Origin of the sequence: Mycetohabitans rhizoxinica HKI 454, from assembly GCF_000198775.1 — a bacterium.
Lineage (GTDB): Bacteria > Pseudomonadota > Gammaproteobacteria > Burkholderiales > Burkholderiaceae > Mycetohabitans > Mycetohabitans rhizoxinica.
This window is the reverse complement of sequence record NC_014722.1, coordinates 709,898-729,790: the sequence shown is the minus strand read 5'-3', so window position 1 is coordinate 729,790 and position 19,893 is coordinate 709,898. Positions and strand designations below refer to the sequence as shown.

Annotated in this window: 16 protein-coding genes, 1 tRNA gene and 3 pseudogenes; 12 read left to right on the top strand and 8 right to left on the bottom strand. The window is 61.4% G+C overall.

What is annotated here, in order from left to right; all coding sequences use genetic code 11:
- The first annotated feature begins 17 nt into the window (after window positions 1-17).
- The 3 genes from mobA to RBRH_RS03230 all read left to right on the top strand — a co-directional run bounded on the left by mobA (window position 18) and on the right by RBRH_RS03230 (window position 2,462).
- A complete protein-coding gene (mobA, locus tag RBRH_RS03240; RefSeq protein WP_013434525.1) occupies window positions 18-692 on the top strand; it encodes a molybdenum cofactor guanylyltransferase MobA in 675 nt (224 codons plus the stop codon).
- Window positions 693-748: 56 nt separating this feature from the next.
- Window positions 749-2,044 carry a molybdopterin molybdotransferase MoeA gene (moeA, locus tag RBRH_RS03235; RefSeq protein ID WP_041753164.1) on the top strand — a complete coding sequence of 432 codons (1,296 nt, stop codon included), beginning with the start codon at window positions 749-751 and terminating at the stop codon, window positions 2,042-2,044.
- A 142-nt stretch (window positions 2,045-2,186) separates the two neighbouring features.
- Entirely contained in the window at window positions 2,187-2,462 is a 276-nt protein-coding gene (locus tag RBRH_RS03230) for a hypothetical protein (RefSeq protein WP_013434523.1), read from the top strand.
- A 110-nt stretch (window positions 2,463-2,572) separates the two neighbouring features.
- On the opposite strand, the gene RBRH_RS03225 is transcribed toward RBRH_RS03230, so the two are convergent.
- From RBRH_RS03225 to pncB, 5 genes and pseudogenes are all read right to left on the bottom strand, one after another.
- Window positions 2,573-4,069: a DNA recombination protein RmuC gene (locus RBRH_RS03225; protein ID WP_013434522.1), complete on the bottom strand. Its 1,497-nt coding sequence runs from the start codon at window positions 4,067-4,069 to the stop codon at window positions 2,573-2,575.
- Window positions 4,063-4,281: pseudogene (locus RBRH_RS03220) on the bottom strand (D-glycerate dehydrogenase); the annotation flags it as partial. The gene RBRH_RS03225 and the pseudogene RBRH_RS03220, both read right to left, overlap by 7 nt.
- A 139-nt stretch (window positions 4,282-4,420) precedes the next feature.
- Window positions 4,421-5,842 carry a sodium:proton antiporter gene (locus RBRH_RS03215; RefSeq protein WP_041753161.1) on the bottom strand — a complete coding sequence of 474 codons (1,422 nt, stop codon included), beginning with the start codon at window positions 5,840-5,842 and terminating at the stop codon, window positions 4,421-4,423.
- 23 nt (window positions 5,843-5,865) lie between these two features.
- The gene (locus RBRH_RS03210; protein WP_041753159.1) at window positions 5,866-6,528 is read right to left on the bottom strand and encodes a LutC/YkgG family protein; all 663 of its coding nucleotides are present in this window, start codon (window positions 6,526-6,528) and stop codon (window positions 5,866-5,868) included.
- Window positions 6,529-6,733: 205 nt separating this feature from the next.
- Window positions 6,734-7,930, bottom strand: a pseudogene (pncB, locus tag RBRH_RS03205) (nicotinate phosphoribosyltransferase).
- Between the two features lie 272 nt (window positions 7,931-8,202).
- Between pncB and fdxA the strand changes: the two are divergent.
- The 5 genes and pseudogenes from fdxA to RBRH_RS03185 all read left to right on the top strand — a co-directional run.
- Window positions 8,203-8,526, top strand: coding sequence for a ferredoxin FdxA (fdxA, locus tag RBRH_RS03200; protein ID WP_041753157.1), 324 nt, complete (start codon window positions 8,203-8,205; stop codon window positions 8,524-8,526).
- Window positions 8,527-8,632: 106 nt separating this feature from the next.
- Window positions 8,633-8,708 (top strand) — tRNA-Asn (locus tag RBRH_RS03195).
- Between the two features lie 777 nt (window positions 8,709-9,485).
- Entirely contained in the window at window positions 9,486-10,076 is a 591-nt protein-coding gene (locus RBRH_RS18615; RefSeq protein ID WP_013434515.1) for a hypothetical protein, read from the top strand.
- Complete coding sequence (locus RBRH_RS03190; protein ID WP_157864328.1) at window positions 10,073-10,843, top strand: hypothetical protein; 771 nt, start codon at window positions 10,073-10,075, stop codon at window positions 10,841-10,843. The genes RBRH_RS18615 and RBRH_RS03190 overlap by 4 nt, the downstream gene beginning before the upstream one ends.
- A gap of 107 nt (window positions 10,844-10,950) precedes the next feature.
- Window positions 10,951-11,588 (top strand): annotated as a pseudogene (locus RBRH_RS03185) (transposase); the annotation flags it as partial.
- Window positions 11,589-12,236: 648 nt separating this feature from the next.
- Here the strand turns inward: RBRH_RS03185 and RBRH_RS03180 are convergent.
- Entirely contained in the window at window positions 12,237-12,485 is a 249-nt protein-coding gene (locus RBRH_RS03180) for a hypothetical protein (RefSeq protein ID WP_041754091.1), read from the bottom strand.
- A gap of 552 nt (window positions 12,486-13,037) precedes the next feature.
- Between RBRH_RS03180 and RBRH_RS03175 the strand changes: the two genes are divergently transcribed.
- Window positions 13,038-13,514, top strand: coding sequence for a CreA family protein (locus RBRH_RS03175; RefSeq protein ID WP_370645065.1), 477 nt, complete (start codon window positions 13,038-13,040; stop codon window positions 13,512-13,514).
- A 238-nt stretch (window positions 13,515-13,752) separates the two neighbouring features.
- On the opposite strand, the gene RBRH_RS03170 is transcribed toward RBRH_RS03175, so the two are convergent.
- Complete coding sequence (locus RBRH_RS03170; protein WP_041753154.1) at window positions 13,753-13,950, bottom strand: hypothetical protein; 198 nt, start codon at window positions 13,948-13,950, stop codon at window positions 13,753-13,755.
- Window positions 13,951-14,152: 202 nt separating this feature from the next.
- Window positions 14,153-14,554 (bottom strand): hypothetical protein, encoded by a 402-nt coding sequence (locus RBRH_RS03165; RefSeq protein WP_049786350.1) that lies wholly within the window; start codon window positions 14,552-14,554, stop codon window positions 14,153-14,155.
- Window positions 14,555-14,871: 317 nt separating this feature from the next.
- Between RBRH_RS03165 and RBRH_RS03160 the strand changes: the two genes are divergently transcribed.
- The 3 genes from RBRH_RS03160 to fumC all read left to right on the top strand — a co-directional run bounded on the left by RBRH_RS03160 (window position 14,872) and on the right by fumC (window position 19,711).
- Window positions 14,872-16,278 carry an MATE family efflux transporter gene (locus tag RBRH_RS03160; protein WP_013434506.1) on the top strand — a complete coding sequence of 469 codons (1,407 nt, stop codon included), beginning with the start codon at window positions 14,872-14,874 and terminating at the stop codon, window positions 16,276-16,278.
- 369 nt (window positions 16,279-16,647) lie between these two features.
- Window positions 16,648-18,249, top strand: coding sequence for a phospholipase D family protein (locus tag RBRH_RS03155; RefSeq protein WP_370645064.1), 1,602 nt, complete (start codon window positions 16,648-16,650; stop codon window positions 18,247-18,249).
- Window positions 18,250-18,313: 64 nt separating this feature from the next.
- Complete coding sequence (fumC, locus tag RBRH_RS03150; RefSeq protein WP_041753153.1) at window positions 18,314-19,711, top strand: class II fumarate hydratase; 1,398 nt, start codon at window positions 18,314-18,316, stop codon at window positions 19,709-19,711.
- Window positions 19,712-19,893 lie beyond the last annotated feature (182 nt).

The window sequence follows — 19,893 nt, the reverse complement described above, 5'->3', positions numbered from 1 at the left end:
ACCGTGATCCGCACGTGATGTCGCGCGCCAGCACCATCGGACTGATTCTCGCTGGCGGCCGCGGCACGCGCATGGGTGGGCGAGACAAAGGACTGCAACTGCTGCATGGGCACCCACTCGTCGAGCATGTCGCACAGCGCTTGCGGCCACAGGTGTCGCACCTGATGATCAGCGCCAATCGCCACGTTGACCAGTATGCCCGGTTTGCCGATCAGGTGCTGACGGACACCACACCCGATTTCCCCGGCCCGCTGGCCGGCATTCTCGAAGGGCTGTATGCACTCGAGCGCCAGGCGCCGAGGCACGGCGCGCTACTGGTCGCGCCCTGCGATTCTCCGTTCGTGCCGTTGAATCTGGCGCAGCGCCTTGCCCAAGCGCTGGAAGTCACGCACGCACCGATTGCTTATGCATGCACCGCATTGCCCGATGCAGCTGTGCCGAACACGCATGCCCCGCCTGCATCGTCGGCCGACATGCCGGCAGCCGGGCGTGCTCATTTTGTATTCGCGCTGCTGCGCGCTGGGCTGGCAGACGATCTGGCAACGCAGTTAACCCAGGGCGAGCGCCGGGTGCACGCGTGGTACGCACGCCACATGGCAGTACGCGTGCCATTCGCCGACGAGCGCGCGTTTTACAATGTCAACTCGCTGCAAGAATTATACAAACTCGAGCGGCCGGACATCGGGCGATGAGCGTGCCCGGCGTCCTTTGCCCGATTGCGCCCGCCCCGTTTTCTCCGTCCCGTGCCATGACCTCGCTGCAAACAATCGCAAGCTGTATCGCCGACTATGACCCGAACGCACTGCCGGTGAATGCCGCCCGGGCCATCGTGAACCAGTGGGCAACGCCGGTGGCCACCATCGAGCGGCTCGCGCTGCGTGACGCCTTGGATCGCGTGCTGGCTGACGACGTGGTGTCGCCGCTAGACGTACCAGCACACGACAATTCCGCCATGGACGGCTATGCGTTCGACGGCGCCGCGCTCGAGCGCGGCGGCATGATCCGGTTACGCGTGGCAGGCACGGCGCTGGCCGGACGCGCGTACGATGCACGGGTACGCAGCGGCGATTGCATCCGCGTGATGACCGGCGCGGTATTGCCGGCCGGCTGCGATACCGTAGTCCCGCAGGAGCAGGTGGCAATCGACGTGGCCGGATCGATCCAATTTTCGGCCGCCGCGCTGGCCCGCGGCGCCAACTGCCGACGCGCCGGCGAAGACCTGCGCAGCGGACATGCAGCCCTATTGGCCGGACGTGTGCTGCGCGCGTCCGATCTGGGCCTGCTCGCCTCCGTCGGGCTTGGCGAAGTACCGGTGCGGCGCCGCTTGCGTGCCGCCTTCTTTTCGACCGGCGACGAATTGCGTTCACTGGGGCAACCGCTTGCGCCTGGATGCATATACGATAGCAATCGCTATACGCTGTACGGGATGCTGCGCCGCCTGAACGTAGAGGTGATCGATCTCGGTGTGGTGCCCGACGATCGGCTCGCGCTGGAAGCAGCGCTGCGCAACGCAGCGGCGTCAGCGGACGTCGTACTCAGTTCCGGCGGCGTGTCGGTCGGCGACGCAGACTACACGCGTGAGCTGATGGGTCGGTTGGGCGACGTCGCATTCTGGAATGTCGCGATGCGGCCAGGACGCCCGTTCGCATTCGGCCGCATCTGGTCAGGCGGGCGCGCGGGCGAAGGCCACGATGCGCTCTACTTCGGCTTGCCAGGCAACCCGGTTGCCACAATGGTCGCCTTCTATCAGATCGTGCGCGACGCACTGATTTCGATGACCGGTGCGCTGCCCCGGCCCGTGCCGCTGATCACGGCAAGCACGCTGGATTCGATCAGCAAACGCCCCGGACGGACCGAATATCAGCGAGGCATCGCGCGCCGGCGCGACGACGGGCGCTGGGAAGTCGCGCTGACCGGCGCGCAGGGCTCCGGTATCCTACGCTCGATGAGCGACGCCAATTGTTTCGTTATTCTGGATCACCAACGAGGGCCAGTGGCCGTGGGCGACACGGTCGATATCATGCCTTTTGATGGACTGATTTAACCTTTTGACGGGCTGACCTGGCCTTTTGACGGGTTGCGCTAACCCTTTGACGGACTAATCTCACCCATACTCGACGTTTTCATACAACTTCCGCGCGTGCCCCGCGCGACCCTTTATCGCGAATGAGCGCCGACGCTTCGATATGAAAAAACAAATCTCGTACATTGCCCCGGGGCAAACCGCCAAGGCGCTGATCTTCGTGTACCTAACCTTCAGCGTGCCGATCGTCCTGCTCGGCGTGCTAGTGGCATTCGTGCGCTATGGCTCTGTTGAACTGTCGACGGTGTTCAGCGCGTTGATACTCAACGCCGTGCTTGGCTTCATCCTGCTATGGATCGCCTGCCACGCATACAACTGGGTGGCATCGCGCTTCGGCGGCATCGAGATCATGCTCTCCGATGCACCGGAGGAGGCATGACTTCGCCATTGGCCACGCTGTCGGACGACACGACGCCCCGCCATGCAACACCGGCCGGCGTGTCCGCGGTGCACGCACTGATCTACGGTCGCTGCCAGGGCCGCACCCGCTTATTCGCTACTGTCGTCTGGCGTCGCTTGCGCTTGCCCGTCATCGCCCAACAGTTCGGCAGCCTGCTCGCCAGATAGCGCCTCGACGTCGCGCAGCTTCTTGTGCATTTGCCGTGTCCGGGTCTCGGCCAGTTCGATAGACCGGGCAACGGTCGCAAGCTGGTTCTTCGTTTTCGCCAGGACGTCGCCGAACTTGCCGAACTCCGTCTTCACCGCGCCGAGTACCTGCCATACTTCGCTCGAGCGCTTTTCGATCGCCAGCGTACGAAAACCCATCTGCAAGCTGTTCAGCAACGCAGTCAGCGTGGTGGGTCCGGCAATCGTGACCCGATAGTCGCGCTGTAATGCATCGGTCAGCCCAGGCCGGCGCAGGACTTCCGCATAGAGTCCCTCGGTCGGCAGGAATAAAAGGGCAAAGTCCGTCGTATGCGGCGGCGACACATACTTGTCTGCAATTGCCTTGGCCTCCAACCTGATACGCGTTTCCAGCGCGCGGGCCGCCTCCTCGACGCCAAGAGGGTCAGCCCGATCTTGTGCGTCGATCAACCGCTCGTAGTCCTCACGCGGGAATTTCGCATCGATCGGCAGCCATACCGGCTGCGCATTGCGGTGCTCGCTTTCGCCCCGGCCCGGTAGCCGAATCGCGAATTCGACGCGCTCGCTGCTGCGCGGCACCGTCGCCACATTCTTCGCATATTGATCGGGCGTGAGCATCTGCTCGAGCAGCGCCTCGAGCTGAACCTCGCCCCAGGTACCGCGCGTCTTGACATTGGTCAACACCTTCTTCAGGTCGCCGACGCCCGCAGCAAGCGTCTGCATCTCGCCCAAGCCACGATGGACCTGCTCGAGCCGGTCCGACACCAACTTGAACGATTCACCCAGGCGCTGCTCCAGCGTAGCATGAAGCTTTTCATCGACAATGCGCCGCATCTCATCGAGCTTGGCCGCATTGTTCGCCTCGATATCCTTGAGCTTTTGCTCGAGCGTCGCCCGCACTTCGGCAAGACGCCGCTCGTTGCTCTCCGACAGCACGGCCAATTGCTGGTTCAGCGTATCGCCGAATCGCTTCAATGCAGCAGCCTGCTCCTCGCGCGCATGTTGCGCCTGCTGTTGGCCGGACAAGCGAAACGCATCGAGCTGCTGCGCATTGCTCTGCGTCAGTTTGGCCAGTTGCTGCGCGAAGCCGTCAATCTGGTTGTTTTGCACCGTAGCGATACTCGCGAGTTGCGCCGCGAGCGCCTGTTGTAATTGCGCGACGCCGGCGCCAGCATCGGCGCGCGACACGCGGGCGCTGTCGATCAGCTCCGCGCGCAACTCGCGCTCCAGCCTTTCCTGGGAGCGCGCGTGCGTGTCGCCCAGTTCGCCTACCCGCTGCGTGAGCGCTTGCAGCGATGCCTCGGTCGCGTTGCCGGCATCGCGTTGCCGCATCGCGGCCGCGACAACGAGCAGCGCGGCGGCCAATACGGCCACTGCGACGGCTAGGATAATCGTCAGCATGCGTGCATTGCCCCCAGCACGTCAAGGTTGATCGGTGTCAGCGGGTGATTGGCTTGCGGGCCGCAGCCAAGCGCTGCGATCAAATGATCGGCCGCCCGTGCCGCCACCGCCCGCCGCGTCGTCTCGATCGCGCTTGCCATGTGGGGCATCAACACCACGTTGGGCACTTGCAACAAGTCCGGATGCACGTTTGGCTCGCCGTCGAACACATCGCGCGTGAATAAATGGCCATCGCAATTCATATTGACATCGAAATACTGCTCAAGCGTTTCGAGTACGTCCGGGAAGATCATCCGCGCCACCCAAATCTCCTGCTTCATCACCGTTCCAGTCCAAGTTTGCGTCCGGCACTCAATGCCAGAAAAAGAGCCATGTCGTCATCGCGAATACCGGCAACAGTACGCAGGCCGACCATCCAATGAAGCCGAAAAAGCTCGGCATGCGCACACCGCGCGACTCGGCAATGGCCTTGACCATGAAGTTCGGCGCGTTGCCAATGTACGTATTCGCTCCCATGAATACCGCGCCAGCGGAAATCGCCGCGAGTGTCGACGCACCGGAGGTCATCAACGTCTGCGCGTCGCCGCCCGCGATGTTGAAAAACACCAGGTAGGTCGGCGCATTGTCCAGGAACGATGACAACAACCCTGTCACCCAGAAATACAGGGGTACGGTGGCTTGGCCGTCCTGCAGCGTCCACTGCACCGCGTCGGCGAACGCGCCCCGCTGTCCGGCATGCAGCATCGCGATTACCGGTGCAATCGTCACGAAGATGCCGGCGAAGAGCTTGGCGACCTCATCGATTGGCGCCCAGCTAAAGCCATTGCCATCGCGCGCGGAGGATGGCGTCACGCGCAGCGACACGAACAGCACGACCAACAGTCCGGCGTCACGGAGCATGTTTTGCAACTGGACTGGCACGCCGAAAACGTCGAATTGCACGCGAGGTTTCCAGACGCCGCTTATCAGCACCAGGACGATGATGCACGCCAGCAGTGCGAAGTTCACTTTGCCGTCGATCGCAACGCCGCGCAAGTCCGGTGTCAGCTTCACCCGCGCCGGCCCCGGGTTGCCGTCACGCCTGAAATAATAGCTATCCAGCACGTAGAACACCGACAGCACCGTGGCGGTGACGAACAGGGCCGGCAACGCCAAATGCACAGTTGTCCAGAAAAAATCGACACCGTTCAGGAAGCCGAGAAACAATGGCGGATCGCCGAGCGGTGACAACGCGCCGCCCGCATTCGCGACCAGGAAAATAAAGAACACCACCACATGCGCAGCATGCCGGCGATTGTCATTGGCCCGCAACAACGGCCGGATCAGCAGCATCGCCGCGCCCGTCGTTCCCATGATGCTTGCTAGCAGCGTGCCAAGCGCAATCAGACCAGTATTGAGCACGGGTGATCCATGTAGATTGCCGCGCACGCAGATGCCGCCGGCCACCGTATACAGCGCGGCCAGCAACACGATAAACGGCACATACTCAGCAATTGCGGCATGGGCGAGCGACGCAAGTGCTGCGCCGGCGCCGAACGACGCGGCGAACGGCACCAGGAAGGCCAGCGCCCAAGCCGCCGCGATTTTGCCGAAATGGCGGTGCCAGAACGTCGGAGCCAGCAGCGGCAGCAACGCGATCGACAGCAGCATGCCAGCAAACGGCAGCGCCCAATGCAGGCCTAGTTGCGAGCCATCGACGTCGGCCGCGCACGCGGCAAGCGGAATACAGGCGAGTACTACACCCGCCGGCAGAAAGGCAAAAAACCTCGTCATATGTCGTATTAGAAAAACAGGAATCACGCGTCACGCACAACGACTGCATGAACGCGATAAGGACCATGCGCACCTAGCACAATGGTTTGTTCGATGTCGCCGGTACGCGACGGACCTGAAATGAAGTTGACCGCGCGCGGCAATTCGCCGCGCTCGGCACGCATCAAGGCAAACGCGTCCTCGAGGCCGCCGACGACGCGCGACGCCGGCACGATTGCAATATGCGTCTGCGGCAACAGGCCCGCCGACACGAACTCGTCCTCGCCCGACAACAGCGCTAGCGTACCGGTCTCGGCCACCGCGCAAAAGCACCCGGTAATGCCGGTCAAGTCGCCGTCGCGCGGCATCCTGAATTCGAGTTGGCGGCCGACATCCGCCCATCCGTAATCAGCGAGCGCGGGCCACGCGACTGCGGTCGTGGCAAGCTTGTGCTCGTGCAGATAGGCCGCCACCGCAGCCGGCACCTGCTGCGGCCCATCGACGCACGCGACACTGGTCGCCATCTTGCGCGATTGCGTGACGAACAACTCGACGAGATCGCCTGGCAGATCAGGACGCGGGCCGACCGGGTGCCGCGCCAGATAGTCGGTGAGCGCCTCGCGCTCGGCCGCCGCCGGCAGCGCCGGCCGGCGCTGCGCCGCGCGGATGCGAGCAATGATGTTACGGCGAGCCGCCGAAGTGTCCATGGAGCGATCCTCTGATAGCGCGTTGGCCACGCCTGCGCGCAGATTATACCGGCGGGCGCAGCGCAGCCATTGGCCGGATGGCCATCGGCGACCCCGATGGCCGTGGTGGCATCCAGCCTGCAGCGGGACGCCACCTGCGCCACGCAGAGCGATGCGACCACGGGGCGCCGCGTACGTGCCGCTGCGCGTGCCGGCCTCACCTGGTTCAGTGGCCCGCCTCCAACGGCGTGTCGATCTCGAACACCTGCCGCAAGTACGCGATGTACGCGGGATCGTCGCACATGTTTTTGCCCGGCGAGTCGGACAATTTCGCAACGGGCTGGCCATTGCAGCGGACCATTTTCATCACGATCTGCAGCGGCGGATAGCCCAGGTCGTTGGTCAGGTTGGTGCCCACGCCAAATGCCAGTTTGCAGCGGCCGCGAAAACGCTCGTACAGTTGCAACACCTTCGGGATATCAAGTGCATCGGAAAAGACCAGGATCTTGGTGCGGGGGAATCGCAGCGATTCAACTCGTAGTGCTTCAATAGCTGCTCACCCCATTCGAACGGGTCTCCCGAATCGTGCCGCGCGCCGTCGAACAGCTTGCAGAAGTACATATCGAAATCGCGCAGGAACGCCTTTCATGCCGTAGACGTCGGACAACGCAATGCCAAGATCGCCGCGATATTCCTTGGCCCACCTCTCAAAACCGAAGATCTGCGAATCGCGCAGCCGCGGCCCCAGCGCYTGGCACGCCTGCAGGTACTCGTGCGCCATCGTGCCAAGTGGCGTCAACCCGTGCTTCATCGCGTAATAGACATTGCTGGTGCCGGCAAACTGCTCGCCAAGCCCCGCCATCAGCGTCAGGATGACCTCCTCGTGCCACTGCTTCGAAAAGCGTCGCCGCGTGCCGTAGTCGGCAATCTTGCAATCGGCGTAGTCGGGCCTCGCGCCGAGCATCGCCATCTTGTCAATCAGCCGCTCACGTCCCTCGTGGTATGCCGGCGAGCGCTGCGTATTGCGGAAATAGACCTCGTTGACGATCGCCAGTACCGGGATTTCGAACAGAATCGTATGCAGCCACGGCCCGCACACAACGATCTCGATCTCACCATTGGCCTTCGGCGACGGCCAGACGTGAATGTACTTCTCATTGAGTTGGAACAGCGCAAGGAAGTCAACGAAGTCGCTCTTAATAAAGCGCAACTGGCGCAAATAGTCGAGCTCGTCGTCGGTGAAACGCAACTGGCACAGGCGACCGATCTGCTCCCGGATCTCGTCCACATAGGGCACCAGGTCGATGCCGCGCGTGCGGCAACGGAACCGGTATTCGACGCTGGCGGCAGGAAAATGATGCAGCACGACCTGCATCATCGTGAATTTGTAGAGATCGGTATCGAGTAACGAAGTGATGATCATGGTCGCATAGCCAGGCACAAGCCGGAAGCTCGGACGCGCCGCGGCCGTTTGACGCGACACCTCCTGCTAAAGTTAGCGTAAGCGAGGCCGCGGCACGTACGCAGCAAACCGCGCGTCGCATATAAAGACATCACCAAAGTGTATAACAGCCTCGGGCGGGGGGCAGCGAAGCGGCGACGCGGTGCGCTACAATAACTGTTTTGCAAAATGGTGGCGTCCCTGGCTTCATTGCGCGCCCACATCGCTATACACAGAGTGCAGGAGCTTCATCAATGACTCACGTTGTGACCGAAAGCTGCATCAAGTGCCGCTATACTGACTGTGTCGACGTATGCCCAGTGGACTGCTTTCGCGAAGGTCCGAACTTCCTCGCGATCGACCCGGACGAGTGCATCGATTGCGCAGTTTGCGTAGCGGAATGCCCGGTCAATGCGATCTATGCGGAAGAAGACGTCCCCGGCGACCAGCAACAATTCATCCAACTGAACGCGGAACTGGCGAAGGACTGGCCCAGCATCACACGGACTAAGCCTCCTCTGCCGGACGCGGTGGAATGGAAAGACGTGAAAGACAAGCTGAAGCTGCTCGAGCGATGAGCAGGGCGCGCGCGCCGGGTTCGTCGATAATCCATGACACCACGCTTCGACGCGCCACCTGTTGACAAGACGATAAGACGCCGATAGAATTCCACTTCTCTGCTGTTCCCCGATAGCTCAGTCGGTAGAGCGCCGGACTGTTAATCCGTAGGTCCCTGGTTCGAGCCCAGGTCGGGGAGCCAAAAAATCAATCAAAAAGCCCAGCCTTCGAGGTTGGGCTTTTTGCTTTCTGGTCTCCATGTAGGCACCCTGTAGGCATTCCCGGTCAACGCGGCGGGGCCGGAAAATTAAAGTCCGTGATTGGCAATCCGTTTCGCTTTGGCGCAGGTAGGAAAAACCGACATAGGGTCGGTCTTGGCGCGACATCCCGCCCTGACCCGCGCCCATCAAGCGGCAGTTACGTTCAACGAGTTGGCGATGGTTTTCCGGCAGACATAATTTTGCTCAACTGCCATTACGCCGTTTGACTCCCTTGAATCAATTTTTCATATTGTGAAAAATTGTGGGCCTGTGGCTGTTTTTGCTGTTTTCAGCGCTGTTTTGGCGCGGGAAGCTTATCGAGCCCTCTTCAGGGCCATCTTCAATTTGAAGAAGGACCACCCTGTGAAAGGCAGTCCGGTAGTCTCTCCAAATTTGAGGGACCGCACTGACGCTAAACGATCGATACGTCCAGATGCTTGCCCAGTTGGCTGAACGCGCGCGTGGGCCAACTTCAGTGACTGACCGCCGTCAGCCCATGGGGCAAGTCGCAAGCCATGTGCCGCATGCAAAAATTCCACTGCCGTTTTTACCTTGATGTCGATGGGGTTATCCACGACGACCAAAGCGTCCTTGACATACCGTTTTCATAGACTATGCTTTGCACAACGATTTCAAGAGTTTTAAGTGTCATCATTATGGCCGAGGGTTGCGGACCTTAATCCAATATCACTATATTAATTTTTATGGTGGGATAGGGTATGAAAAAACTATTTTTCTCGTGTGCTATTTTCTTGCTTGCATCCCAAGCATACGCCATCGGTTACTTCAGTCGAGCGTGTCGAGTCGACCAAATACCAGGTCCATTACGAGGCGTAGCAACAGAATTTTTTTACCTCTTAGGCGCGCCCTTATGGGTTAAAAATATTTGGGCTCAGCCAGATCTGAATCGATATTGGATTTTGGAATCGATTACAACCGATTACTTTCAATCCAGATATTATCTCTATGCAAAACAAACAATTACACAATGGCATACATGGGCAAATATTTCGGGGTGGATCGGAGCAATGACTCGAACGTCACCCTTTTATACTGAAGGGCTGCCTGTTTGGGGGCACAACAGCAACGCCATGAGATTCGAGCACAATCGCCGGTTTCTTTATAGTGCTCGCGCAGGATCACCTGAGATTGTTGAGAAAACCGAGTATATTCCTGGCGCTTCGCCGTACAGTAACCGATGGAGAGTCCAAGGCGAACACCGCTACTATGATCCTGAAAGAGGAAAAAATATCAAACTGGGCGAGTCTCTGGCTGAAGATTGTAACTTGAGTGTGGGGTGGTTGCCATGAAATCCATTTTTTTAGCTTTAACAGTGACTGTTTTTTGTGGGCAGGTACAAGCCTATACAGCAAGCCCGGTACATGAGGCGAACACGGATAGAATAAGCCCGGTTCAGCCAGCAAGCAAAGCAGCGAATGGGGTGAGCAATACGCTACACCAAAGCGAAAAAGTAGTCAGCGACATGTGGGATGAAGTGGAAAACGCGAGCGCAGCACTGACTATTTCTAAAGACCCTACGCCCGAAGTGAGGGCAATGTTGTATCAGAACGTTTTGGAAAAAAATGACCAATTCAGGACGAATTTAAGTCCGCCTGAACGCCTCGGGTTAGTGCGTGAGGCTTACGCGCTGCTTCATCAAAAATTGAATATTAGGTCTGCCGGATCTCAAGGTCTTGCAGCAATCATCCAGCGCACTGATAATCTGAGAACGGTCGGTATGGAACTGCTGGGCCAACTGCCGGATGGCGGCAGACGAGGCTCTATCGTATTCAAAATGAAGAATGGAAAACTTGGTATGTTAAGCGTATGGGATTATGCAGCCGATGGCGGGAAGATCATACTTTACGCCGATTTCGCTCGTCAACGCGTCGGCCAAGCGCCAGCTATTCTTGCATTAGGCAAAGCGCCGAACGATGATCGACGCCTTTGGTCACTAGGATGGACAACTGATACCGAAGATTACGAATTGTACCTCGAAGATGCCAAAACTACAGAGCGTGACACCGAGTGGCAACCCGAGGAAATCATACAGTTTGCCGAACAATTGATGAATTAACCTTAGCACATTGCATGTACTCAATGCCAAATGGTGCATGTCTATTACCGGCTCATCCAGTGAGGCTGACCAAAAAACTGACGCACCATCTGGAAAGCAAAGTCGAGCAAGGTAAGGATGGCAATCATCGCAACGGGAGCCGCCCCAAGACGGTGATCACGCCCAGCGGCGAACTGAAGTTTGGCTATCCCCCGTGCTCGGCAGGCCAGGTTCGAGCCACAGCGGGTGGGTAAATATTAGCGCCGGCTGCCCGGTTTTGACGATCACGTCATTAGCCTGTATGCGCGCGGCATGAGCGTGCGCGAGATCCAAGGCCATTTGCTAGAACTGTATGGCCTTCAGGTGTCGCCCGATCTGATTTCGAGCGTCACCGACGAAGTACTGGCCGAGCTCGAGCAGTGGCAACAGCGACCACTCGAGGCGATGTATCCGATCGTGTATTTTGACGCGCTTCAATTGAAGATCCGCGACGAAGGCACGGTCAAGAACAAGGCGGTGTATCCGGCTGCGCAAATTCAGACCTGCATTGTTCATCTGATCCGCAATTCGCTGAAGCTGGCCAGTTGGAAGGAGCGCCAGCCTCTGGCTGCCGCGATCAAGCCGATCTATCAGGCCGTCACGGCCGAGGCGGCGGCAGCGGCGCTCGACGCTTTGGCACAGCGAGTGGGGCCGCAAATTCCCTACCGTCGCGGCCATGTGGCAGCGCCAATGGGAACAGGTCATACCCTTTTTCGCCTATCCGCCCCCAGGTGCGTCGAATCGTATATACGAACGGCCTACCCACCCGAAGTGCTCCCCGATGCCCCTGTCCCGGATGGTCGTACCATACGCCTAAAACTTCGCGGCGGGAACACGCGGGGCATCGGTTCATCATGCCAGTTACAAACGCTAATCTGGCCTTGCGCAACATCGAAAAGGACTGGAAGATGCCACCTATCACCTGGCAGCAAGCCGCCAATTAGTTCGCGATCCTGTTCGGCGAACGATTCACTTGCGCCATCAGCTAAGATTTTTTAACCGACCTCAGCACACAGAATCTATGGTCACCCCCTAACCGGTTGGCTACGGACACCTGCGACTATATGTGCTCCAATTGAATCGGGCTGGTTAAGGCCCACGGTGCTATCAATGACTTGTCACCGGCAGCACCTGTGCACAGGTTTGCTCAACCATGCCGACATCTGCGAACCAGCGGCCGATGTTTGGATAACCCTACGCGCGGCGCGCCGCTAAGTATCTAGCCACACGCCGCCCCGTACGGCTCACGCCGCCGCCCAGGTTGTCCACGCGTTATCCAGCGGTTTTCCACGGAGTTATGCACCGCGAGCAGGCCAGTTATCCCCAGCTTACCCACAACTCACCAGCTTACCGGTGCTGCGGCGCGCTGATCGGCTCATTTGCCGCACTTCAGATTGCACGCATCGCCGGACGGATCGCCGCGATCGGCCCGCCGCCGCCGCTCGTCCGGCGAACCATGTTGGAACTTCGGGTCCGGCGCAGAAGCGGCAAACTGCATCTGCGGGTGCTCGTTGAAGCGAAACTGATCGATCAGGATACCGCCCGGCACGCCAGGCTTGTTTTGTGCCCACGCTACAACTGGCAAGCTCAACGCGAGGGCCGCGACGCCCGCGTAGGCGAGCAGAGCGGCACTCGAGTGCCCGCGGCGCGGTGCACCACCAGGAGAAGGCTGACGCGGCGCACGCCGATACGGAAGCGGAATGTTGACGGAACAAAGCGACAATCGGTTGAACACACGCATGGTGGCAAACAAGAAAAATGGCGGTTTCGATCAGCGCCGCATGCATGGCATGACGCCGCATACTTGTTGCGGCCCGCATGCGCAGCGAACTGAGGCCATAGCGTAACGGAAGAACGGCGGCGCCGCTCCGTTGGCCAAAAACGCCGGGGCCGGTTTCACGTTACACGAGGTTACTCGCGTCATCGGTGTCGATCGTTGCGACATTGGTGGTAAATTGGAAAATATACCCGTGCGCTGCCCGGGATCGCTAACTTGTTGCGGGTGACCATGACGCCGTCCTGCCTTTCGATACCGTGCTTTGCGTTCTTCCCCGCCCGACCGCCTGACGCCCCAGGGAGGGCGCGCACGGCGTCCGATCCAGCCACCGCCGTCGCCGCTGCTCAGGTCCGCGCGCCGAACGCCGTGCGGGCGGACCTTGCGATGGCTTCGTCAAGCATCAAGCGAACGACAACGGGTATCGCGCTGGCCGCCGCCGCACTGCTGTGCTGGTGCGCGCCGACCGACGCAGAAGAAATTGGCAGGGTCAATACGAATTTCCGGATTACCGGATCGGACCGGGTCGTGGTCGAAGCCTATGACGACCCAGCCGTCAACGGTGTCACTTGTTACGTGTCGCGCGCGCGTACCGGCGGGGTTAAGGGCACGCTGGGCGTTGCCGAGGATCCGACCGAAACGTCGATTGCCTGCCGACAGGTTGCCGCCCTGCAATTCAAGGTGCCACTGCCGCTGCAAGCCGACATCTTTTCGGAACGGATATCGCTGATCTTCAAAACATTGCATGTCGTGCGCGTAGTCGACCGCAAGCGTAATGCGCTGGTCTATCTGACCTACAGCGATCGCGTCGTGTCTGGCAGTGCGAAGAACAGCGTGACGGCTGTACCGGTGCAGGGTCAATCCATCCCGCTCAGATGACCCATGCCCGGTGCCGATCCTCCTGCGGCCGACACCGCGCGCTATTGGCACAGTCTCGCAGGCCAGCTGTACGAATCGAAGTAGTGCAGCCATTGAGCCAAGATAAAGCACGTGCGTGGTGCATACACGTGCCGATCCCCGGGCGTCTGCTGAAAAGAGAAAAGTGCTGCGGCATGCCGACCTCCCCGCTCGTCGCCTCGGGCGGATCAAGCGTCAGTTCGGTCAGGAGCCGCTCCGCCTAGAAATAACGGGCGGCAAACTGCGCAAGTTGCGCAAGCTTGACCGTGCGGGCCGCCGCGTCGTCATAGTGGGACCGCAGCATCGGCTCGTACCAGCGGTGCGCCGCAGGCTCGTACCAGTGGTGCACCGCAATGAGCGCGCCGGGCCGGCCGCCGTGCTGCGCGCGTAAGCCGACGATCAGCGCGGCACTTGCCAACCACGCGCGGGCAGGATGCAGTCGGCCAATGTGCGCGACGGATCAAACGCCACCGCCAGCCCATCGGGGACAACGCCGCCGCCAGCCCATCGAGGACTCGTGCGGCAATCGCCGGGCCGATGCCGGGCCACTCCAAGGAGGTCGGCGCAGCAGGCGACGGGTTGGCGCGCACCGGCGACGGCGGCGCCACCCGCAACGCCAATCAGTTTTGCGCGCCCTTGTCGGCCGCCGCGCCGCCCGTTTGCTCATTGAGCGTCTGGGCCGCATCTCGCTTGGCCGCCTTGCGCTGTTGCTTGGCCGCCTTCAACTGGCTATGGTACTCCTGCTTGAGCGCCTTTTTGTTGGCGCTGTACTCCGCGTTGGCTGCCGCTTCCGCATCGCGCTTCTGCACGAGCGGATCGACTGGGCCCGGTGCGACAATACGCTGGCCGGTGCCCGTGCCACCGCTGCCCGTCGTGGAATCCGCGCTGTGCGCGCCCACGCCAACGGCTACACCAGCGGTCTCGCCGCCGCCTTGAACCGGCGCTTGCGCAAAGGCGGCAACAGTGGCGGCGGCCAGCGCAGCGCCCAGCGTGATACAACGGATTTGACGAATTGCAGTCATTGGATGCCTCCCTACGAAGTCGATCAATGAAACGGCGCAAGGCCGCATGGGCAACGACTCCCACGCGCCTGCCGACGTGCCCGTGCGTGACAACCTGGCACAGCGTGCACGCATCGGACCTTTGAACTGACCCGCGCTACAGCGGGAGGTTCGCCACGGTTTGGATTGTTACCTGTCGTTTCGTTTACCAGCGTTTACTTACAACCGACGACCGACCCCGTCATTTCGTATTGCGGACACACCAAACCGGGGCTTTTTCCTCAGTAGAGTACGCTGTTAAGATGAAAGATGAGTAATTAACTTCCGATTCGCTTTTAATGACCCATATTGGTACTGCCCAGCGCACGCCGGCACGCCATCACGGCAAGCCTACGCTCGCCCATCATGCGACCGAGACGGCGCGCCTGGCAGCGCCGCTCGCCATCGCGCAGCTGTCGCAAATGGCGATGGGCGTCACCGACACGATCCTGCTTGGCTCGCTGGGTCCCGACGCGCTGGCAGCCGGCGGACTCGGCGCCGCGCTGTTTTTCACTACCATGACCCTGCTACAAGGCGTGCTCCAGTCGGTCAGCGTGACGGTCGCACAAGCGCGCGGAGCCCAGGCAGAGCATCGCGTGCCGTCGATCTACTGGACGGGCCTTGCGCTATCGCTGGTACTGGCGGTGCCGGCATTCGTGCTGCTGAGCTTCGCAACACCGCTGCTGGTAGCAGCAGGCCAGCCGTCGGCGTTGGCTGAACCTGTCGGCCAATACGCGCGCGTGTTGCGTTGGGCGGCACTGGGCAGCCTGATCGGCATCGGCATGATGCGCGCGTTCCTGCCAGCGATCGGCGCAGCGCGACGGCTGTTGTGGGTATCGGTGGGGGGCGTCGCGTTGAACGGCTTCTTGAACTACGGGTTGATCCAGGGCGCGTGGGGCTTGCCGCGCATGGGGTTTCTCGGCTCCGCGGCGGCCACGACGATCACGATCTGGCTGACCGCGCTCGTGCTGCTCGCGCTGTTGCACCTGCCCGAGCGATTCCGGCCCTTCGTCGCCGGCTCGCGCCGCCCGCGCTGGTCCGTGATGTCCGAATTGCTCTCAGTTGGCTGGCCGGTCGCCGTGACGTACGGTGTCGAGACGATGCTGTTCCTCGCGACGAGTCTGGCAGTGGGCACACTCGGCGCAGCCGCCCTCGCGGCGCACCAGATTGCGCTGAACGTCGCATCGATCACTTTCATGGTGCCGCTGGCCATTGCGCAGGCCGCCAATGTTCGGGTCGGGTACTGGGCGGGCGCACGCCATCCCGTCGAGGCCCGCCGCGCCGGGTTCGTCGCGCTGGCGCTGGGGGGCGGCTTCATGGCGGCGTCCGGCGCCGTGATAACGTGGGTGCCGCACGGCATCATCGCGCTTTATCTAAACCCGCAGGAGCCGTCCAATGCGGCGACGATCTCGCTGGCCGCGTCGCTGCTGGCGGTGGCAGCCGTGTTCCAGATCGTGGACGGACTACAAACCGTTGGAGCCGGTTGCCTGCGTGGACTGCGCGACACGCGCGTGCCCATGCTGCTGGCCGCCACCGGCTACTGGGGCATCGGCTATCCGACCGGCTATTGGCTCACCTTCCATGCCGGCCTAGGCGCGAAGGGATTATGGTGGGGCCTGGCCGCGGGGCTGGCTACGGTCGCGTGCCTAATGGTCGCCCGGTTTTACTGGAAAAGCCGAGCGCTTGGACGTGGCCCCGCGGCATAACGGCGTGGCGGATCGCCCCGGCGACGCCCGCGCGTCACGCGCACACCAGCCGGCAAGCCATACCGGCAACGGGCCAAATTCAAATAAAATGAATATCCGCGCGGAACCGCCGCGCGCAGCGCCACTCAGCGCCATGCAGCAGTGCACAGCGGGGTACAGCGTGAAGCGGCGCGGCAGCAGACGGCACCGCTCGAGTACCGGCGGGCTGCAACCAATACGCCGGCGAGCGCCGGCCAGATCGGAGCAAACGTGAGCGCAAGCGGGTGTCGAACCATGGGCCTTCCGGCTCACACCCGGGTCCCCCGGATGCGCCAGCCGGTCACGGCGACATATGTGGCTACGACCGGCGCGGCGGCACGACGGCGGGCGATGCTGCTGGCCATGCTGCTGCTCGCGATTTCATCGATGCTGTGTGCCGGCTGCACGACGCATCTGCCGCAGCCTGGTGCACGTGCAGCGCCGGTGACCCGTGCGCTGTCTGGCGACACCGTCACGCCACTGTCACGTGTCGTGCGGGCAGCCTCGTCGGCCCATGGCGGCCTGGACGGATTCCGCTTGCTCGCCGACGGCACCGACGCGCTGCGAATGCGCATTGCACTCGCGCACGCGGCCACGCGCACATTGGATTTGCAGTACTACATCGCTGAAAAAGACAACACTGGCAAGCTGCTGCTGGCCACGGCGCTTTACGCGGCCGATCATGGCGTGCGCGTGCGCATGCTGGTCGATGACTTGAATTTTAAGGACATCGACAAGACGATGGCCGCGCTGAACCTGCATTCGAGCATCGAGATCCGTGTGTTCAATCCGTTCTCGTGCGCCGATGCCGGCTTGCTGGACAAAATGGCGAACCTGCTGACGAACCTAGACAAGCTGACACACCGGATGCATAACAAGGCGATGATCGCCGACAACCAGATCGCGATCATCGGCGGACGCAATCTTGGCGATGCCTACTTCAACGCCAGCGCAGATCTGGACTTCCGAGATCTGGACGTGTTCGCCGCCGGCCCGATCGTCGCTGGGATCTCGGCAAGCTTTGACGAGTACTGGAACAGCGACCTGGCCTATCCACTCAAGGCGCTGAACCGGCAGCACTTCGCTGCGCGCGATATCGAGAAGGTGCGCGTGGAGTTGCGTCAGCACTGGCGGCAGGCTGCCAATGCGTTCGGCGCAAGGCCGCTGAATGCGACGCCGCTCGCGCAGCAGATCCGTCTTGGCCAGTTGGGCCTGACGTGGGCGCCTGCACAACTCGCTGTTGATTCCCCGCGCAAGGCGAAGCTGCCGGTCGGGCACTATGAGAGTGCACCGATCAAGCGCCTGATGGAACGGGTTCTTGCCGCGCGCAGCGAAGTGCTGGCGATTTCGCCGTACTTCGTGCCCCACGATAGCGTCGTCGCCTTGACGCGTCAATTGGTCGGCCGTGGCGTGCGGGTGGCGGTACTGACTAATTCGCTAGCAGCGACCGACGCCCCCGCCGTGCAGGCAGGCTATGCACCGTACCGCGAACCGCTGTTGCGCGCCGGCGCACAGCTCTACGAATTCAAGTCGACCGCGCGCAACGGCCGTGCAACGCCCGGCATCAGCGGCTCCCGCTCCCGCTCGAGCCTGCACACGAAAGCCTATGTGATCGATCGCGAGACACTGGTCATCGGCTCGATGAACCTCGACCCTCGCTCAATCCATTTGAATACGGAGTTAGCGTTGTTCATCCATAGCAAGGCGCTCGCCGAGCAGCAGGCGCGGCTGTTCGAACGCGCGATCGCCCCCGCATTCAGCTACCAGCTGCGCCTGGCCACGCCCGAGGAACAGGCCCAGTTGCGCACCATCGGCGCGCCGGCTTCACCGCTCATCTGGACCGACGTCGAGGATGGGCATGTCGTCACGTACAACTTCGACCCGAACGCCGGCCTCGCACGCAATGTGCTCACCGGTTTGTTTTTCGTCCTGCCGCTGCGTGAACAACTGTGAACGGCCACCACGGCAGCCCTGTTCGATCACCATGGACCCCGTGTCCGCATTGCTGGAGCATAAAATGACAGAGAACGTCAGGATGGAACGCGACACGTTTGGCGCCATCGCCGTGCCTGCCGACCGGCTGTGGGGGGCGCAAACTCAACGATCGCTGCAACATTTCAAGATCTCCACGGAGAAGCAGCCAGCGGAGCTAATTCACGCGCTGGCGATCGTCAAACGCGCCGCAGCTGAAGTCAACGAAGCGCTTGGCGTGCTGCCCGCCGACAAGGCAAGCGCAATCATTGCCGTGGCAGATGAGATCCTCGCCGGCGAGCACGCGGCGCAATTCCCGCTAGCGGTTTGGCAAACGGGTTCAGGTACGCAAACTAACATGAACCTGAACGAGGTGATCGCCAACCGCGCGAGCGAGCATCTGGGCGGTGAACGCGGCGAGGCGCGCCTGGTGCATCCGAACGACGACGTGAATCGCGGCCAGTCGTCCAACGACGTGTTCCCGACCGCGATGCATATCGCCGCCGCGCAAGGCATCGTGACACGGCTCAAGCCGGCGCTGATTAAGCTGCGCGACACGCTCGCGCACAAGTGCGCCGCTTTTGCCGACATCGTGAAGATTGGCCGCACGCACCTGCAGGATGCCACGCCGCTGACGCTGGGCCAGGAGTTTTCAGGCTACATCGCCCAACTCGACCAGGGGATGCGCCATCTGGACGCGACGCTGCCCCATCTGTACGAACTCGCGCTTGGCGGCACCGCAGTCGGCACCGGATTGAACGCCCATCCGCAATTCGCGCAAAAGGTCGCTGCAGCCATCGGCCGGCTCACCGGACTGCCGTTCGTCACCGCACCAAACAAGTTCGAGGTGATGGCCGCAGCCGACGCGCTGGTGGCCGCACACGGCGCGCTGAAAACGCTCGCCGCCAGCCTGATGAAGATCGCCAACGACATCCGCTGGCTCGCGTCGGGACCCCGCTGCGGGTTGGGTGAGATCACAATCCCCGAAAACGAGCCGGGCAGCTCGATCATGCCGGGCAAGGTCAATCCAACCCAGGCAGAAGCGCTGACGATGCTGTGCTGCCAGGTCTTTGGCAATGACGTCGCCGTCAATTTCGGCGGCGCGAGCGGCAATTTTGAACTCAACGTTTTCCGGCCAATGATTGCGCACAATGTGCTGCAATCGATTCGGCTGCTGACCGACGGCATGCTGAGCTTCAACGATCACTGCGCGAGCGGCATCGAGCCAAACCGGGCACGGATCGACGCGCTGCTCAACGAGTCGCTGATGCTGGTCACCGCGCTGAACCCGCACATCGGCTATGACAAGGCGGCACACATCGCCAAGAAGGCACACCACGAAGGCACCACGCTGAAGGCCGCCGCGCTGGCGCTCGGCTATCTGACTTCTGAGCAGTTCGATGAGTGGGTTCGACCGCGGGACATGGTCGGCACGCGCGACTAGCCGAACCGACCTGCTGTCCGGCCGCGCGCAGCCGCTGCAACACACGGCCACGCAGGCCACGGCAAGCAGCGCAAAGCGTTCTTTCGACACAACGACCGCATGACGGCGATGGCTGGACAAGCACACGATTTGAGTTCAACCGGCGCGTTTTCCCCGGTCACGTAAAATAGTGCATTTGCCGT

What these genes read in the sequence shown, in the direction of transcription:
- RBRH_RS03225 (WP_013434522.1), bottom strand. Translation starts at nt 4,069, where the DNA reads ATGCTGACGATTATCCTAGCCGTCGCAGTGGCCGTATTGGCCGCCGCG.
- RBRH_RS03215 (WP_041753161.1), bottom strand. Translation starts at nt 5,842, where the DNA reads ATGACGAGGTTTTTTGCCTTTCTGCCGGCGGGTGTAGTACTCGCCTGT.
- RBRH_RS03230 (WP_013434523.1), top strand. Translation starts at nt 2,187, where the DNA reads ATGAAAAAACAAATCTCGTACATTGCCCCGGGGCAAACCGCCAAGGCG.
- fumC (WP_041753153.1), top strand. Translation starts at nt 18,314, where the DNA reads ATGACAGAGAACGTCAGGATGGAACGCGACACGTTTGGCGCCATCGCC.
- RBRH_RS03160 (WP_013434506.1), top strand. Translation starts at nt 14,872, where the DNA reads ATGACCCATATTGGTACTGCCCAGCGCACGCCGGCACGCCATCACGGC.
- RBRH_RS03210 (WP_041753159.1), bottom strand. Translation starts at nt 6,528, where the DNA reads ATGGACACTTCGGCGGCTCGCCGTAACATCATTGCTCGCATCCGCGCG.
- mobA (WP_013434525.1), top strand. Translation starts at nt 18, where the DNA reads ATGTCGCGCGCCAGCACCATCGGACTGATTCTCGCTGGCGGCCGCGGC.
- RBRH_RS03190 (WP_157864328.1), top strand. Translation starts at nt 10,073, where the DNA reads ATGAAATCCATTTTTTTAGCTTTAACAGTGACTGTTTTTTGTGGGCAG.
- moeA (WP_041753164.1), top strand. Translation starts at nt 749, where the DNA reads ATGACCTCGCTGCAAACAATCGCAAGCTGTATCGCCGACTATGACCCG.
- RBRH_RS03165 (WP_049786350.1), bottom strand. Translation starts at nt 14,554, where the DNA reads ATGACTGCAATTCGTCAAATCCGTTGTATCACGCTGGGCGCTGCGCTG.
- fdxA (WP_041753157.1), top strand. Translation starts at nt 8,203, where the DNA reads ATGACTCACGTTGTGACCGAAAGCTGCATCAAGTGCCGCTATACTGAC.
- RBRH_RS03155 (WP_370645064.1), top strand. Translation starts at nt 16,648, where the DNA reads ATGCTGCTGGCCATGCTGCTGCTCGCGATTTCATCGATGCTGTGTGCC.
- RBRH_RS18615 (WP_013434515.1), top strand. Translation starts at nt 9,486, where the DNA reads ATGAAAAAACTATTTTTCTCGTGTGCTATTTTCTTGCTTGCATCCCAA.